The sequence below is a fragment of the Blastococcus sp. KM273129 genome (genome assembly GCF_021698995.1).
Taxonomy (GTDB): Bacteria; Actinomycetota; Actinomycetes; order Mycobacteriales; family Geodermatophilaceae; genus Blastococcus.
Genome location: NZ_SSXB01000100.1, coordinates 1 through 12,306, shown reverse-complemented (window position 1 = coordinate 12,306; position 12,306 = coordinate 1). Strand labels below are relative to the sequence as shown.

The window sequence follows — 12,306 nt, the reverse complement described above, 5'->3', positions numbered from 1 at the left end:
GGGCGGGCGGGGCCGACGGCGTCCGGGTGCCGCTGGCTGCCGGGGACGCCGTCCTGTGGGAGCCCGGTGAGCTCCACGAGAGCGGTTCGGACGCCGGGATGGTCGCCGTGCTGGTCGAGAGCCCGGTGGTGCCGGTGCCGGAGGCCGGCTGAGGCCCCGTCAGACCGGGGCGACCGCCGACCACCGCACGGTGACCTCGCCCTGGCGCCAGCGCCGGCTGGAGCCCACGAGCGGCCATCCCTGCTCGCCCAGGGCCTCCACCGCCGCCGTCCAGCGCTGGCGCGGTCCGAAGGCGCTCAGGCCGGCAGCGACCGCCCAGGCGGCGTCGAAGGCGCGCAGAAACTCGTGGACCGGCTGGCCCGGCACGTTGTGGTGGATGAGCGCCTTGGGCAGCCGTTCGGCGAGGTCGGAGGGGGCGGAGATGTCGGAGACCCGCGCCGCGAGGGTGAGGGTGAGCGGGCCGTCGGCGTCCAGCGCGACCCACGCCGAGCGCCGTCCCCACTCGTCGCAGGTGCCCTCGACGACCAGCCCGCCGGGCGCCAGCGCGCCGCGCATCGTGTCCCAGGCCCGGGCGGCGGACTCCTCGTCGTACTGGCGCAGCACGTTGAAGGCGCGCACGAGCACCGGGCGCAGCCCGGCGAGCTCGAAGCCGCCGACGCGGAAGTCCACCCGCGGCGGGTCGCGGTCGGCGGCCACGGCCGCCACCCGCTCCGGGTCGATCTCCAGTCCCACGACCTCCAGGCCGTCGACCTCGGGCCCGAGGCGCTCGACGAGCTCCAGCGTGGTGACGGCGGAGGACCCGTAGCCGAGGTCGACCACGAGCGGGCGGGCGGCGTCGCGCAGCCGCGGCACCTGCGTGGCCAGCAGCCAGCGGTCGACCCGGCGCAGCCGGTTAGCGTTGGTGGTGCCGCGCGTGGGCAGGCCCAGCGCGCGCGCCCGCCCGGCGGCCAGCCGGGGCGCCCGGCGCTGCGGCTGGGGGGACAGCGAGGCCCGGCGCTTGTGCTCGTCGCCCGGCTGGTTCACGGGGTCACAGGCTAGCCCCGGCTACCGTCGAGCCGTGCAGGTGCGATCCGACGTCCCCCTCGCGGGGCTGACCACCCTGGCCGTGGGCGGCCCCGCCGAGCGGCTGGTGGAGGTCGAGACGGCCGCCGAGCTGGTCGCCGCCGTCCGCGACGCCGACGAGTCCGGCCGGCCCCTGCTGCTCCTGGGCGGCGGCTCCAACCTCATCGCCCCCGACGAGGGGTGGCCGGGCGACGTCGTCGCCGTCCGGTCGCGGGGGATCGAGCGCACCGGCGGGACCCTCGTGGTCCAGGCGGGGGAGGACTGGGACGCGCTGGTGGCGCACACCGTCGAGCAGCGGCTGGCGGGCGTGGAGGCGCTCTCGGGCATCCCCGGCTCCACGGGGGCGACACCGGTGCAGAACGTCGGCGCGTACGGCCAGGAGGTCGCGCAGACGATCACCGCCGTCCGCGTGTACGACCGCGCCGAGAAGGCCGAGCGGACGCTGAGCCCGGCCGAGTGCGGCTTCGCCTACCGCGACAGCCGGCTCAAGCGCGAGCCGGGCCGGTTCGTCGTCCTCGAGGTGACGTTCGCGCTGGAGGCCGGCGAGCTGTCGCGCCCGGTCGGCTACGCGGAGCTGGCCCGCTCCCTGGGCGTGGCGGTCGGCGAGCGGGCGCCGCTGGCCGCCGTCCGCGACGCCGTCCTGGCGCTGCGCCGCGGCAAGGGCATGGTCTGGGACGCCGCCGACCCCGACTCGCGCAGCGCCGGCTCGTTCTTCACCAACCCGATCGTGGCCGCCGACCGGGCGGTCGAGGGCTGCCCGAGCTGGCCGGCCGGGGACGGGCAGCTCAAGCTCAGCGCCGCCTGGCTGGTGCAGCACGCCGGCTTCGGGCGGGGCACCCGCGACGGGCGGGTGGGCACCTCGTCGCGGCACAGCCTCGCGCTCACCACCGAGGACGGCGCGACGGCGGCCGAGCTCCTCGCCTTCGCCGGGAAGGTCGTGGCCGCGGTCGAGGAGCGGTTCGGCGTCACCCTGGAGCGCGAACCGACCGCCGTGGAGCTCGGTCGCGCCGGGTGGGCCCCGGAGGGGTCCGCGCAGGCGTGACGGACGCGCTCCACCCGACGGAGGGCGCTACCTGGCCGCGGTGTCGTCCGGAGGACGACGGTGTCATTCGCGCGCGACCTTGTGCTGGGCGGCCTGGGCGCGCGGGCGGACCACCAGCAGGTCGACGTTGACGTGGTGCGGGCGGGTGAGCGCCCACGCGATGCAGTCGGCGACGTCCTGGGCGACCAGCGGCTCGCGCACCCCGCGGTAGACGGCGTCGGCCCGCTCCTGCGAGCCGGTGCGGTTGAGCGAGAACTCCTCGGTCCTCACCATCCCGGGGGCGATCTCGATCACCCGGACCGGGTCCCCGCACAGCTCGAGCCGCAGCGTCTCGGCCAGCGTGTGCACCCCGTGCTTGGCAGCGGTGTACGAGGCGCCCCCCTCGTAGGAGATCAGCCCGGCGGTGGAGCCCACGAACAGCACGTCACCCGCGCCGGAGTCACGCAGCTTCGGCAGCAGGGCCTTGGTCAGCCGCACGGTGCCGAGCACGTTCACCTCGTAGGTGCGGGCCCAGGAGTCGAGGTCGGCCTCGGCGACGGGGTTGGTGTCGAACGCCCCGCCGGCGTTGTTGACCAGCACGTCCACCCGATCGAGCGCGGCGGTGAACGCGGCCACGGACTCGGGATCGGTGAGGTCCAGGGGCAGGGCCCGGCCGCCGATCGCGGCGGCGAGCTCCTCCAGGCGGTCCAGCCGGCGGGCACCGACGACGACGTCGAAACCCTCGGCCGCGAGCCGCCGGGCCGTCGCCGCCCCGATCCCGCTCGAGGCGCCCGTGACGACGGCGGTGCGACCGGTGCCGGGGAGGGAGCCGGGGGCGGGGGGTGAGCTACCTGACATGCCCCCATCCTGGCGCTGTTGCAAGATGGAGGACCGACAGGGGTGCTGGTCGGGGCCCTCGCAGAGCAGAGCGGAGGTCCGTGGTGCCCCCTCGCGGCTTCCCCGCCCCCGGCCGCCCGGCGCGCGTCGCGACGCTGTCGGTGCACACCAGCCCGCTGGACCAGCCCGGCGCCGGTGACGCCGGGGGCATGAACGTCTACATCGTCGAGGTCTCCCGCCGGCTGGCCGCCCGCGGCATCGAGGTCGACGTCTTCACCCGGGCGACCTCCAGCGAGCTGCCCCCGGTGGTCGAGATGAGCCCGGGCGTCACGGTGCGGCACGTCAGCGCCGGCCCCTTCGAGGGCCTGGGCAAGGAGGAGCTCCCCGCCCAGCTCTGCGCGTTCACCGCGGCGGTGCTCCGTGCCGAGGCCCAGCACGAGCCGGGCCACTACGACCTCGTCCACTCGCACTACTGGCTATCCGGGCAGGTCGGCTGGCTGGCCCGTGACCGGTGGGGCGTGCCGCTGGTGCACACCGCGCACACGCTGGCCAAGGTCAAGAACGAGGCGCTGGCCGACGGCGACCGGCCCGAGCCGCGCGCGCGGGTCATCGGCGAGGAGCAGGTCGTGGCCGAGGCCGACCGGCTGATCGCCAACACCGACGAGGAGGCCCGCCAGCTGGTGCGCCTCTACGGCGCCGACCCCGCGCGCACCCTCGTCGTCCCGCCCGGGGTGGACCTCGACCGGTTCGCCCCCGGCAGCCGGGCCGCCGCCCGCCGCGCCGTCGGCGTGCGCGACGACGCCGTCGTCCTGCTCTTCGTCGGGCGCATCCAGCCGCTGAAGGCCCCGGACGTGCTGCTGCACACCGCCGCCCGCATGGTGGCCGACGACCCGGCGCTGCGCTCCCGCCTCCAGGTGCACGTGGTGGGTGCGCCCAGCGGCAGCGGCCTGGACGCCCCCCGGCAGCTGGAGGAGCTCGCCCGCTCGCTCGGCATCGACGGCCTGGTGCGCTTCCACGCACCGCAGCCGCCCGCCCGGCTGGCCGAGTTCTACCGCGCCGCGGACGTGACGGTCGTGCCCAGCCACAACGAGTCGTTCGGGCTGGTCGCCCTGGAGTCGCAGGCCTGCGGCACCCCGGTCGTGGCCGCGGCGGTCGGCGGTCTGCCGACGGCGGTGCGCGACGGCGTCTCCGGGGTGCTCGTCGACGGTCACCGGGCCGGGGACTACGCCGCGGCGGTGCGCTCGGTCCTCGCCCGCCGGGAGCTGCTCGCCGCCGGCGCCGGCCGGCACGCGGCCGCGTTCTCCTGGGACCGCACCGCCGACGCCCTCGTCGCGGCCTACACCTCCGCGGCCGCCGAGATGTCCGCACCGCGGGCCCTGCCCCTGCGGGACCGCCGGCCCGGGCGGCTCCGGGCCCTGCCGGAGATGGGGGTGGCCCGGTGAGCCGGACCGTCGAGGAGCTCGACGAGGTCATCGACCGGGCGCTGCGCGACACGGAGCTGGTGCACGAGCACCCGCGGCCGGGCACCTGGCTGGTCGACCTGCCGGGCACCAAGAAGCTCAAGACGGTCTGCGGCCTGATCGTGGGCGACCACGCGCTGCGGGTGGAGGCGTTCGTCTGCCGCCAGCCCGACGAGAACCGCGAGCAGCTGTGGACCTACCTGCTGCGGCACAACGCCCGCATGTACGGCGTCGCCTACTCGATCGACTCCGTCGGTGACGTCTACCTGACCGGGCGGCTGCCGCACGCCGCCGTCACGCCGGAGGAGCTGGACCGGCTGCTCGGGTCGGTGCTCAGCTACGCCGACGACCACTTCAACACGATGCTGGAGATCGGCTTCGGCACGTCGATCCGCCGCGAGTGGGAGTGGCGGGTCAAGCGCGGCGAGTCGCTGCGCAACCTGGAGGCGTTCGCCGCCTTCGCCGACCCCACCCGCCGGTCCGGCGCCGACCCGACCAGCAGGGCGTGACGGCGACCGAGAGGTCCCGGCCGGGCGCGGTGGCGCCCGGCGACGAGCTGCCCCCCGGCTACGCCCGCCGCTGGTGGGTCCTGGCCACGATGACGGTCTGCCTGCTCGTGGTGATCATGGGCAACACCATCCTCAACGTCGCCCTCCCGACTCTGCAGCGGGAGCTGGACGCCAGCCAGGGCGAGCTGCAGTGGGTCGTGGACGCCTACATCCTCGTGTTCGCCGGCCTGCTGTTCACCTGGGGCGTGATCGGTGACCGGATCGGCCGCCGGCGGGTGCTGCTCATCGGGCTGTCCGTCTTCGCGGTGGGGTCGGTGCTCGCGGCGCTGAGCGACAGCCCGCTGGAGCTGATCGGCTGGCGGGCGGTGATGGGCATCGGTGGCGCGGCGGTCCAGCCGACGACGCTCGCCGTCATCACCAACGTCTTCCCGCCCCGTGAGCGCGGCCGGGCCATCGGCGTGTGGGCGGGGACGGCGGGGATCGCCGTCGCGGGCGGCCCGCTGGCCGGTGGCGCCGTCCTCGAGCACTTCTGGTGGGGCGCGGTCTTCCTCGTCGGCGTCCCCGTGGCGCTGCTCGGCATCGTCGCCGTGCTGGCCTTCGTCCCCGAGTCGAAGGACCCCTCCCCGGGCCGGCTGGATCTGCCGGGCGTGCTGCTGTCGATCGCGGCGCTCGCCGGCCTGGTCTACGGGATCATCCACGGCGGTGGCGGCGCGGGCTGGACGACGCCGGGTGTCCTCGTGCCGCTCCTGGGCGGCCTGGTCCTGCTCGCGGTCTTCGTCTGGCTGCAGCGCCGGTCGGCCCACCCGGCGCTCGACGTCTCGCTGTTCCGCAACCCGGCCTTCTCCGCCGCCGCGGCGGCGCTGGGCCTGAACTTCTTCGCGCTGCTCGGCGCGACGTTCTACCTGGTGTTCTACCTGCAGGGCGTGCGCGGCTACTCCCCGCTGCAGAGCGGCGCGGCGCTGATCCCGGTCGCGCTCGGCATGGCGCTCATGGCTCCTCGGAGTTCCGGGCTGGCCGAGCGGTTCGGGGCCAAGGCCGTCTGCGCGACCGGCTTCCTGCTGATCACCCTGTCCTTCCTCGGGGTGCAGCTGCTCGACCTGACCTCGCCGGTCTGGCTGCTCCTGGTGGTGCTCTCCGTCCAGGGGCTGGGCATGGGCGCGGTCATGGCGCCCGCGACCGAGTCGATCATGTCCGTGGTGCCGCGGGAGAAGGCCGGCGCCGGGGCCGCGGTCAACAACTCGGTCCGGCAGGTCGGCGGCGCCCTCGGGGTCGCGATCCTGGGTTCGCTGCTCGCGGCGACCTACGCCGCGCAGCTGGGGTCGGCGGCCGACGGGCTGCCGGCGGGCGCGCGCGACGACGCCCGGCAGTCCGTCGTCGCCACGCTGGAGGCCGTGCGCCGGGCGCAGGCGGAGGGGACGCCGGAGGTGGCCCGGGCCGCGGTCGCGGTCGTCGACCCGGCCCGCGACGCCTTCGTGACCGCGATGCACCTGACGGCGATCGGCACCGCCACCGCCACCCTGGTCGCGGCGGTCGTGGTGCTGATCTGGCTGCCCGGCCGCCCGAAGCCGGCGCCGGATCCGCGCTGACCCGGAGGGAACGGGTCCGGACCGCGGTGCCGCGGGGCCGACCCGTCCCGCTGCCCGTGGCGGCGGCGTCGGGCAGGATGATCGCCGTGACGACCTCCACGGGAACCCTGGTGCTGCTCCGCCACGGCGAGAGCGAGTGGAACAAGGCCAACCTCTTCACCGGCTGGGTGGACGTGCCGCTCACCGAGCAGGGGCGCGAGGAGGCCGCCCGCGGCGGACGGCTGATGGCCGAGCACGGGCTGCTGCCCGACGTCTCGCACACCTCGCTGCTGCGCCGGGCGATCATGACCGCCGAGCTCGCGCTGCACGAGGCCGACCGGCAGTGGATCCCGGTCAAGCGCTCCTGGCGGCTGAACGAGCGGCACTACGGCGCGCTGCAGGGCAAGGACAAGGCCGCCACGCTCGCCGAGTTCGGCGAGGAGCAGTTCATGACCTGGCGGCGGTCCTACGACACCCCGCCGCCGCCCATCGAGCCGGGCAGCGAGTACAGCCAGGACGGCGACGCGCGCTACGCGTTCCTGCCGCCGGAGGCGCGGCCTGCGACCGAGTGCCTGGCCGACGTCGTCGTGCGGATGCTGCCCTACTGGTACGACGCGATCGTCCCGGACCTGCGGCTGGGCCAGACCGTGCTGGTCGCCGCCCACGGCAACAGCCTGCGGGCGCTGGTGAAGCACCTCGACGGCATGGCGGACGACGAGGTGGTGGGCCTCAACATCCCGACCGGCGTGCCCCTGCGCTACGACCTCGACGACGACCTGCGCCCGGTGAAGCCCGGCGGCGAGTACCTCGACCCCGACGCCGCGGCAGCCGCCATCGAGGCGGTCAGGAACCAGGGCAAGCGCTGACGAGGGGGCCCGGAGGGTCCCCTCGTCAGCGCTGGAGCCGCCCTGCGAGGCGCCGCGGCGAGCGGGGCCCGCAGGGTTGCCGAGGAGTCGGCAGGGCAGGGTTCAGCGCAACGGGCGCGGCTCCTGGCCGCGGTGCCGCCCGGAGGACGGCAGTGTGATGGCAGCGGTGTCAGCCGGAGGCTGACGAGACCGCGGAGTCGTAGCGCTCGCCGGTGACCAGGTAGCAGACCCGGCGGGCGACGCTGACCGCGTGGTCGGCGAAGCGCTCGTAGTAGCGGCCGAGCAGCGTGATGTCGATGGCCGACTCGATGCCGTGCGGCCAGTCCTCGCTCAGCAGCTGGCGGAACAGCCCGCGGTGGATCTGATCCATCGCGTCGTCGTCCGTCTCCAGCTCCTGGGCGGCCTCGACGTCGCGCTTGGCGATGACGGTCGCGGTCTTGGTGATGAGCAGCTCCGCCACGTTGCCCGCCTCGAGGAAGGCCGGCCGGACCTCCTGCGGCACCGCGTGGTCGGGGAAGCGCATGCGCGCCACCTTGGCGATGTGGGCGGCGAGGTCGCCCATCCGCTCGAGGTCGGCGACGATGCGCATGGCGGTCGTGATGGTCCGCAGGTCGCCGGCCACCGGCTGCTGGCGGGCGAGCAGCGTGAAGGTGCGCTGCTCGATGCTCTCGCGGGTCGCGTCGATCTGGTCGTCGCCGGCGATCACCAGGTCGGCCAGGGCGACATCGGCGTCCAGGAGCGCCGTGGTGGCCGTGCTCATCTGCGAGCCCACGGAGTTGGCCATCTCCACCAGGCAGGTGTTGATGTCGTCGAGTTCCTCGTGGTAGCTGTCCCGCACGGTCGTCCTCTCGTCGTGGTTCCCCGGCGACAGTAGGCGCGGCCGGGGCTGATCCGGCCGCGGTGGGGTGAACTCCGCCCCACCCGGCGGTGAACAGTGACCCGTCCGAGCGGTGAACCTCTCGCCTGATCATGGTGCCTCGCCGCGGCCCACCTAGCATCTGGGCCGTGAGTCCACTGGTCGCCCTGGTGGTCGGCCTCCTCCTGGGTGGGGTGGTGGCCGCCACCGTCATCCTCCGCTCCCGCGCCGACCGCGGGCGCCGCCCCCTCGACGGGGCGTCCGTCCCACCGCCCGAGGCGGCGCTGGCGCGGCGGCTCGTGGACCTGATGGATCCGGCCCTCGTCGTCGTGGGCATCGACGACGCCGTGCTGCTGGCCAACCCCGCGGCCCGCGCGCTGGGTGTCGTCCGGGGCACCCGCCTGCTGGTGCCGGAGCTGCTCGCCCTGGCCCGGGCGGTGCGCGGCGGGGGCACCCGGCGGGCCGACGTCCGGCTGCCCGGTGACCTGGTCGGCGCGGGGCCGCGGCTGGTCGGCGTCCACGGGATCCGGCTCGACGGGGACGCCGGCACGCCGGCGGGGCCGGTCGCGCTGGTGCTGCAGGACGTCACGGAGGCGCGCCGGGTGGAGGCCGTCCGTCGCGACTTCGTGGCGAACGTCGGACACGAGCTGAAGACGCCGGTGGGGGCGCTGGCCCTGCTCGCCGAGGCGATCGAGGGCGCCGCCGACGACCCCGAGGCGGTGCAGCGCTTCGCGGCGCGGATCGCCCACGAGGCCGACCGGCTGGGCCGGCTCGTGCGCGAGCTGATCGACCTCTCCCGGCTGCAGGGCGGCGAGCCGCTGCCGGAGCTGGTGCCCGTGGAGGTGGACCGGGTGCTCGGGGAGGCGGTGGACCGCACGCGCACCGCGGCCCGCGCCAAGGGGCTGGAGATCGTGCTCGGCGGGCAGGCGGGCCTGGTGGTGCGCGGGGTGGAGAGCCAGCTGGTCACCGCGGTCACCAACCTGCTGGCCAACGCCGTGGCGTACAGCACCGGCAGCAGCCGGGTCGCGGTCGCGGCCCGCGCGCGGTCGGGGTTCGCCGAGATCGCGGTGACCGACAGCGGCATCGGCATCCCGCGGGCCGACCGGCACCGGGTGTTCGAGCGCTTCTACCGCGTGGACCAGTCCCGTGCCAGCAGCACCGGCGGAACGGGGCTGGGGCTGGCGATCGTCAAGCACGTGGCCAGCAACCACGGTGGTTCGGTGACGGTCTGGAGCGAGGAGGGGCTGGGGTCGACGTTCACCCTGCGCATCCCGCTCGCCGGTGCCGCGGAGAACCCGGCGGCGGGATCGCCCGCCTCCGCAACGGAGAATCTGGAGAACGAGCACTCATGACCCGAGTCCTGGTCGTCGAGGACGAGGAGTCCTTCTCCGACGCCCTGTCCTACATGCTCCGGCGGGAGGGCTTCGAGACGGTCGTGGCCGCCACCGGGCCCGACGCCCTGGCGGAGTTCGACCGCGGCGGCGCCGACATCGTGCTGCTCGACCTCATGCTCCCCGGCCTGCCCGGGACGGAGGTCTGCCGCATGCTGCGCGCCCGCAGCAACGTGCCGATCATCATGCTGACCGCCAAGGACGCCGAGATCGACAAGGTGGTCGGCCTCGAGCTGGGCGCCGACGACTACGTGACCAAGCCGTACTCGGCGCGGGAGCTGGTCGCCCGCATCAGGGCCGTGCTGCGTCGCCGGGGGGAGGCCGCCGAGGCGGCCCCCGCCGAGGGTGGCGTGCTGGCCGCCGGGCCGGTCCGCATGGACGTCGAGCGGCACGTGGTCGCGGTGGACGGCGAGCAGGTGGCGCTGCCGCTCAAGGAGTTCGACCTGCTGGAGCTCCTGCTCCGCAACGCCGGCCGCGTGCTCACCCGGGCGCAGCTGATCGACCGCGTGTGGGGGTCGGACTACGTGGGTGACACCAAGACCCTCGACGTCCACGTCAAGCGGCTGCGGGCCAAGCTGGAGCCCGACCCCGCGAACCCGAAGTACCTGCTGACGGTGCGGGGCCTGGGCTACAAGCTCGAGGCGTAGGCCCGTCCGACCTCACCCCCGGCGCGCCGAGGGGCGGCGGGCGGACGGGCGTCTCGTCAGTCGTCCTTGAGGTCGTCGATCTTCTTGGACGCGTCGGCCTTCGAGATGTCCTCGGGGATCTCCTCGCCGGTGCCCCGCGCCAGCGTCTCGAGGTAGCTCTTCTGGGCACCGGTGGCGGGCTCGTCCCCGGTGACCCAGTCGTCCGGGTCCTTCTCGGTGGTCTGGTCGGCGGAGTTGGCTTCGCTCATGTGTTCGATGCTAGGCAGGGTGCAGCTCCGGCGCCTGTCGAGCGGCAGCGGCGGCACGGGCGGCCCGCGTCGCCGCCCACCGGCGGCCGGTCGGGTAGGCGTGGACCGCGCCGCAGGCGGGGCACTCGACGTGCAGCGCGATGTGCGTCCGGTGGTTGGTGACCGACCGGATGCGCCGGTCGGCGACCAGCTCGTCGGTCCGGGTCACGGGGCAGGTGATCAGCAACATGGGAGAAGCGTGGCGCCGTCCACCCGCTCGCACGAGTGGCGGGAGTGACCACTACCGCAGCTTTTCTGCCATCATGCAGGGCATGACCAGCAGCCTGCCCGTCGCGCTCGACACCGGCGCGGCCCCCGTCGTCGTCAGCGCGGTCGTGGCCGACGGTCTCGTCGGCAGCTTCGGGGTCGGCGTCGCGGCCGAGGTGTTCGGCTACGACCGCCGGGCCCTGGGGCTGCCCGCCTTCGACTTCGCGCTGGTCACCGAGCGGCCCGGCGTGCTGCGCACCGACACCGGCATCCCGATCGTCGTGGAGCAGGGCCTCGAGCGGCTCGAGCGCTCCGACATCGTGCTGGTCACGGCCTGGGAGGTGTTCGAGGAGGACCCCTCCTCGGCCCTGCTCGACGCCCTCCGGGCCGCGGCCGCCCGCGGCGCGATCCTGGTGAGCCACTGCACCGGCGCCTTCGTGCTCGCCGCCGCCGGGCTGCTGGACGGCCGGCGGGTGACCACGCACTGGAAGTACGCCGGCGAGCTCGCGACGCGGTTCCCCGCGCTGGACGTCGACCCCTCGGTCCTCTACGTCGACAACGGCCAGGTCATCACCGGGGCCGGCACGGCGGCCGGCGTCGACGCGCTGCTGCACCTGCTGCGCCGGGAGTGGGGTGCGGCCGCGGCCAACGCGCTGGCCCGAGAGATGGTCGTCCCGCCGCACCGCGACGGCGGGCAGGCGCAGTTCATCGACGCGCCGGTCCCGGCCTGCTCCGACGACCTGCTCGGCCTGGTCCTGGAGTGGGCCGGCCGGCACCTCGCCGAGGACCTCTCGGTCGACGTCCTCGCCCGGCGGGCGCTGATGAGCCCGCGCAGCTTCGCCCGGCGCTTCAAGGCCACCACGGGCACCACGCCGCACGCGTGGCTGCTCGCCCAGCGGCTCGCAGCGGCCGAGGAGCTGCTGGAGAACAGCGACGCCCCGGTGGAGGAGATCGCCCGGCTGGTCGGCTTCGGGACGGCGGCCGGGCTGCGCGAGCAGTTCACCCGCCGCCGCGGGGTCTCCCCCCGGGCCTACCGGCAGACCTTCCGGGCCGGTGCGGTGTCACGCCTCGGGGCGGCGCCGGTGCAGCTGGACGGGCACCGGCCCGGCGAGGGCGGGACTGGCCGGGTGGGGGGCGATCAGGCCCTGGTCGAGCCGCAGCTCGGTCAGCCGGCGTAGCTCCTCGTAGGCCGGTCCCCCCAGCAGCGCGACCAGCTCCGCGGCGTAGGTCTCCACCAGCGGCACGGGGGAGACGTGCGCGGTCGGCGAGCCGGTGCACCACCAGTGCAGGTCGTGGCCGCCCGGCCCCCAGCCGCGCCGGTCGAACTCGCCGATCGTCGACACCAGCACCCGGGTGCCGTCGGGCCGGTCCACGTGCTCCTGCTCGCGGCGCACGGGCAGCTGCCAGCACACGTCCGGCTTGGTCGTCAGGGGGTGCAGCCCGGTGCGCAGCGCCATCCGGTGCAGGGCGCACCCCGTGCCGCCGGCGAACCCCGGGCGGTTGAGGAAGACGCAGGCGCCGTCGACCACGCGGGTCCGCAGCGACCGCACGGGCCCGCCGTCGCCCCCGGCCGTGCCCCCCTCCTCCGGGTCCTCGGC

The 12,306-nt window shown here is 75.3% G+C and carries 13 protein-coding genes and 1 pseudogene; 8 read left to right on the top strand and 6 right to left on the bottom strand.

The window, feature by feature from the left end; translation table 11 throughout:
• Nucleotides 1-159: 159 nt before the first annotated feature.
• The gene (locus E9565_RS19765) at nucleotides 160-1,023 is read right to left on the bottom strand and encodes a class I SAM-dependent methyltransferase (RefSeq protein ID WP_236833518.1); all 864 of its coding nucleotides are present in this window, start codon (nucleotides 1,021-1,023) and stop codon (nucleotides 160-162) included.
• Between the two features lie 34 nt (nucleotides 1,024-1,057).
• Between E9565_RS19765 and E9565_RS19760 the strand changes: the two genes are divergently transcribed.
• Entirely contained in the window at nucleotides 1,058-2,104 is a 1,047-nt protein-coding gene (locus E9565_RS19760) for a UDP-N-acetylmuramate dehydrogenase (protein WP_236827213.1), read from the top strand.
• A 63-nt stretch (nucleotides 2,105-2,167) separates the two neighbouring features.
• Here the strand turns inward: E9565_RS19760 and E9565_RS19755 are convergent, their stop codons facing one another.
• The gene (locus E9565_RS19755; RefSeq protein WP_236827212.1) at nucleotides 2,168-2,941 is read right to left on the bottom strand and encodes an SDR family oxidoreductase; all 774 of its coding nucleotides are present in this window, start codon (nucleotides 2,939-2,941) and stop codon (nucleotides 2,168-2,170) included.
• A gap of 83 nt (nucleotides 2,942-3,024) precedes the next feature.
• On the opposite strand from E9565_RS19755, the gene mshA reads away from it, so the two are divergent.
• From mshA to E9565_RS19735, 4 genes are all read left to right on the top strand, one after another.
• Nucleotides 3,025-4,362, top strand: coding sequence for a D-inositol-3-phosphate glycosyltransferase (gene mshA, locus E9565_RS19750; RefSeq protein WP_236827211.1), 1,338 nt, complete (start codon nucleotides 3,025-3,027; stop codon nucleotides 4,360-4,362).
• On the top strand, nucleotides 4,359-4,889 hold the full coding sequence (locus tag E9565_RS19745) for a YbjN domain-containing protein (RefSeq protein WP_236827210.1): 531 nt from the start codon (nucleotides 4,359-4,361) through the stop codon (nucleotides 4,887-4,889). The genes mshA and E9565_RS19745 overlap by 4 nt, the downstream gene beginning before the upstream one ends.
• Nucleotides 4,886-6,475 (top strand): MFS transporter, encoded by a 1,590-nt coding sequence (locus E9565_RS19740; protein WP_236827209.1) that lies wholly within the window; start codon nucleotides 4,886-4,888, stop codon nucleotides 6,473-6,475. The genes E9565_RS19745 and E9565_RS19740 overlap by 4 nt, the downstream gene beginning before the upstream one ends.
• 86 nt (nucleotides 6,476-6,561) lie before the next feature.
• Nucleotides 6,562-7,320, top strand: coding sequence for a phosphoglyceromutase (locus tag E9565_RS19735; RefSeq protein WP_236827208.1), 759 nt, complete (start codon nucleotides 6,562-6,564; stop codon nucleotides 7,318-7,320).
• A 169-nt stretch (nucleotides 7,321-7,489) separates the two neighbouring features.
• On the opposite strand, the gene phoU is transcribed toward E9565_RS19735, so the two are convergent.
• Nucleotides 7,490-8,158: a phosphate signaling complex protein PhoU gene (gene phoU, locus E9565_RS19730; RefSeq protein WP_236827207.1), complete on the bottom strand. Its 669-nt coding sequence runs from the start codon at nucleotides 8,156-8,158 to the stop codon at nucleotides 7,490-7,492.
• A 167-nt stretch (nucleotides 8,159-8,325) separates the two neighbouring features.
• Here phoU and E9565_RS19725 point away from each other — a divergent pair, with 167 nt between their 5' ends.
• Nucleotides 8,326-9,528, top strand: a complete 1,203-nt coding sequence (locus E9565_RS19725; protein WP_236827206.1) for a cell wall metabolism sensor histidine kinase WalK — start codon at nucleotides 8,326-8,328, stop codon at nucleotides 9,526-9,528.
• Nucleotides 9,525-10,214 carry a response regulator transcription factor gene (locus E9565_RS19720; RefSeq protein WP_236827205.1) on the top strand — a complete coding sequence of 230 codons (690 nt, stop codon included), beginning with the start codon at nucleotides 9,525-9,527 and terminating at the stop codon, nucleotides 10,212-10,214. Before E9565_RS19725 ends, E9565_RS19720 begins: the two co-directional genes overlap by 4 nt.
• 56 nt (nucleotides 10,215-10,270) lie before the next feature.
• Here the strand turns inward: E9565_RS19720 and E9565_RS19715 are convergent, their stop codons facing one another.
• A complete protein-coding gene (locus E9565_RS19715; protein ID WP_236827204.1) occupies nucleotides 10,271-10,462 on the bottom strand; it encodes a DUF3072 domain-containing protein in 192 nt (63 codons plus the stop codon).
• A 10-nt stretch (nucleotides 10,463-10,472) separates the two neighbouring features.
• On the bottom strand, nucleotides 10,473-10,691 hold the full coding sequence (locus E9565_RS19710; RefSeq protein WP_236827203.1) for a hypothetical protein: 219 nt from the start codon (nucleotides 10,689-10,691) through the stop codon (nucleotides 10,473-10,475).
• A gap of 82 nt (nucleotides 10,692-10,773) precedes the next feature.
• Between E9565_RS19710 and E9565_RS19705 the strand changes: the two genes are divergently transcribed.
• Entirely contained in the window at nucleotides 10,774-11,886 is a 1,113-nt protein-coding gene (locus E9565_RS19705) for a helix-turn-helix domain-containing protein (protein WP_236827202.1), read from the top strand.
• On the opposite strand, the pseudogene E9565_RS19700 reads toward E9565_RS19705, so the two are convergent.
• Nucleotides 11,770-12,306: pseudogene (locus tag E9565_RS19700) on the bottom strand (hypothetical protein); the annotation flags it as partial. The gene E9565_RS19705 and the pseudogene E9565_RS19700 overlap by 117 nt on opposite strands.

Bases quoted from the DNA above. Each gene is read 5' to 3' on its own strand.
- E9565_RS19715 (WP_236827204.1), bottom strand. From the start codon at position 10,462: ATGAGCGAAGCCAACTCCGCCGACCAGACCACCGAGAAGGACCCGGAC.
- E9565_RS19755 (WP_236827212.1), bottom strand. From the start codon at position 2,941: ATGTCAGGTAGCTCACCCCCCGCCCCCGGCTCCCTCCCCGGCACCGGT.
- E9565_RS19705 (WP_236827202.1), top strand. From the start codon at position 10,774: ATGACCAGCAGCCTGCCCGTCGCGCTCGACACCGGCGCGGCCCCCGTC.
- E9565_RS19720 (WP_236827205.1), top strand. From the start codon at position 9,525: ATGACCCGAGTCCTGGTCGTCGAGGACGAGGAGTCCTTCTCCGACGCC.
- E9565_RS19710 (WP_236827203.1), bottom strand. From the start codon at position 10,691: ATGTTGCTGATCACCTGCCCCGTGACCCGGACCGACGAGCTGGTCGCC.